This window comes from Bifidobacterium sp. LH_558 (assembly GCF_056356295.1).
This window is the reverse complement of sequence record NZ_JBKETZ010000016.1, coordinates 1-2,715: the sequence shown is the minus strand read 5'-3', so window position 1 is coordinate 2,715 and position 2,715 is coordinate 1. Positions and strand designations below refer to the sequence as shown.

Sequence of the window (2,715 nt, the reverse complement as noted above, 5' to 3'; positions counted from 1 at the left end):
GCCAAATCAGATAATTCAGGGTTCCCACCCCTGCACGCGCGCTTTCCCGCCTAGGCCTCCACGAGCTTTCTGCGGACGTACTCGCTTCTGCTGATGTGATATTTCTTGGCGGCTTCGGTGACTTTCTGGAGCTGGCTGGCGGGCATTTTGACGGTCAGTGTGGCCACGGGTTCGTCGTTCCGTTGGATCATGTGCAGGCCGTAGTAGACGGGGCCGATGATGCCGTCGTCCTGCGTCTCGTCCTCGACGCGGCGCGCGTCCTGCTCGACCTGTTCGCTGGTCAGGCCGAACATCTCCAGCAGTTCGGCTTCGTTCATTTTGCCGGTGTCGTTCATGCGTTCCTCCTGATGCGCTCGATCTCGTGTTTGATTTTCTTGGTCGGCGGGGTCATCGCGTGGTAGATGAGCACGCGGTCGCCCAGTTGCCGGTAGACCATCTCGACGTTGCGCCCGCGTCCGTCGAGGCCGATGCAGATCCATGTGTCGTTGTCCCTGCGCGCGTCGGTCATGACGCTGGCGAACGCGGTGAGCACGTCCTCGTCGGAGAGGTCGGGGTGGCGTTCGTGCACGCGCGGCAGCACGTAGATTTGCATTCTCGGGGCCTCCAGATTCGTCCGTCCTCCGTCGTGTCTCCATCGTACCACCCGCGTGTTATTCCGGTGATACGCGGGTGGGATTCGTCGCGCGTGGCGGTCTGGAGGCCTCGGCCGACTATGGGGTTCGGGTCTTCCCGGCAAGCGAGGACCGGCACGGTCCTGCGGCATTCGTACGTACGAATGCGTCGCTTGCTACCCCTGCGTATGCGTGTTGGCGGCGGTGCCTTCGAGGGGGAGGTTCTGGAGCAGCGAGCATAGCAGGTGTACGTACACCTGCTCGATCGTCGGGAGGCCCGAACCCCATAGGAAAGCACTTGCACAGGCACTTTGAAAAGCGTTTTTAAAAGCACTGCTACAAGCGCTTTTAACAGTGCTTGTAGCAGTGGGTTTTTGGGTGCAGCAAGTTATACGGATTGTGTATACAATCCGCGAACTTGCCTCCACCGCTTGCGGCGGTGGACATGACCCGAGTGCCGAAGGCTGGAGGGTGTCGGACGGCCAGCGCAGCGACCCGTGACGGCGCGTCACGGGACACCCGCAGCGCGGGCAAGCGGAGTTAGATTATCCAACTCCTAGCTTGCTCCGCACGGGAAAAACGAAGACCCTCAGGAGCGCCCACGCGATCCGTTCGCGAGAAACGCCCCTGAGGGTCACAGAAACGGCCCTCAGAACAGCGGAACCTCTCCTGCCAGCCTGTTCGCCTCTGCCTCCGCCTTGCGCTCCTTACGGGCGCGGTAGGCGCGTGCGCGCACTGCGTCGGTACTCATGCTGAAGTGATCCGCAGTTGCCCTCCAGCTGTGGCCTTCATCGTCGTGGTAGGCGCGGATTGATTCACGCATGGTCGCCTGTTCGTCGATCCAATCCTCACGCTTCATGGCGTTCCAAGATCGAATCGTGCGCTGGTTAACACCGAAAATCTCTGCCGCCTCACGCGCGGTCCACGGGCGTTTTTTGCGGTTAATCTCCTGCTTCGTCGGCATTGCTCTCCTCCTCCAGATAACGCTCGTATTGGCTTCGTATCGAACTTGTCCGCCGTGAAGATCCGGACTGGATACCACCCTTGTGCCCTCGTGCCGCTTGTATCGCGGTGAACGTCGCAGCGCACACAGCGGCTCCGTCCAACCACCCATCGAACCTCGTCACTGTCCATTTGTGGATTGATTTTGCTATGTCGTTGACCTCGCGCGTCGGCAGCGGATCCGCGAACGTCGCGTTGATTTCGTGGCATGTGCGGCGTGTGAACTCGCGCAAGCGCTCGGAGCTTTCGGGTGTGCGGTCTGGTAGGCGGCGCACGAAGCGGTATGCGTCGGTGCGTGCCGTGTCGAACACGGTGCAGTTGCGCCCCAGTCCGATTGTTCGCGCCCGTTTGGTGCGCCTCCACGACTTGGGCGGCATGTCTCCGTGCTGGTCGAGCGCCGCGACGAGCTGATCCAGGTCGTAGGTGTCGTGCTCGATGATGTCCGATTCCCAGGCGGGATGCTCGGGGTTCTTCATCAGCAGTCCCGAATATCCCTCGTCTCCGTTGCAGGAGCGTCGCAGCCCCTCCGTGGCGGCGTGCAGGAGCTTGAGCGGCTTGATGCGGGCCATCTCGGTGCGGGCCACGGGGTAGGTCAGCACCCAGCCCGCGTGCGCGTGCCCGTTGACGGGGTTCTCCGCGATGAAGTTCGGACGCATGCCCTCGTGCTCCCACAAGGCCACGGCGCGGCCCTGATCGTCATCGATGTCCACGACGATCGTGTTCACCAAAGCGCTCGGGTTCGTCTCGATGTGCTTGTACCTGAGCGCGTCGGCCCGCGACCTCCGCGTCAGTGCGGAGTAGTCATCATCGCAGCACATGGGACGCTGGGGCAGGTACCAGCCCTCGAACGTGCGCGCCAACTCAAGCGTCGGCTGCGAGTAGTCATCACTCATATCAAACACCATACACCCTAGTCCACCAATGGTGAAATCGGTACCGAAGCCAAATCAGATAATTCAGGGTTCCCACCCCTGCACGCGCGCTTTCCCGCCTAGGCCTCCACGAGCTTTCTGCGGACGTACTCGCTTCTGCTGATGTGATATTTCTTGGCGGCTTCGGTGACTTTCTGGAGCTGGCTGGCGGGCATTTTGACGGTCAGTGT

Annotated in this window: 4 protein-coding genes; all 4 read right to left on the bottom strand. The window is 61.5% G+C overall.

Annotation, left to right across the window (positions count from 1 at the left end; translation table 11 throughout):
- Nucleotides 1–50: 50 nt before the first annotated feature.
- Nucleotides 51–335, bottom strand: a complete 285-nt coding sequence (locus AC1AV0_RS10890) for a CopG family transcriptional regulator (protein ID WP_235816003.1) — start codon at nucleotides 333–335, stop codon at nucleotides 51–53.
- On the bottom strand, nucleotides 332–592 hold the full coding sequence (locus AC1AV0_RS10885) for a hypothetical protein (RefSeq protein WP_072727079.1): 261 nt from the start codon (nucleotides 590–592) through the stop codon (nucleotides 332–334). The genes AC1AV0_RS10890 and AC1AV0_RS10885 overlap by 4 nt, the downstream gene beginning before the upstream one ends.
- A gap of 668 nt (nucleotides 593–1,260) precedes the next feature.
- Entirely contained in the window at nucleotides 1,261–1,575 is a 315-nt protein-coding gene (locus AC1AV0_RS10880) for a hypothetical protein (RefSeq protein WP_072727081.1), read from the bottom strand.
- A complete protein-coding gene (locus tag AC1AV0_RS10875) occupies nucleotides 1,553–2,506 on the bottom strand; it encodes a replication initiation protein (protein WP_072727080.1) in 954 nt (317 codons plus the stop codon). Before AC1AV0_RS10875 ends, AC1AV0_RS10880 begins: the two co-directional genes overlap by 23 nt.
- Between the last annotated feature and the right edge of the window lie 209 nt (nucleotides 2,507–2,715).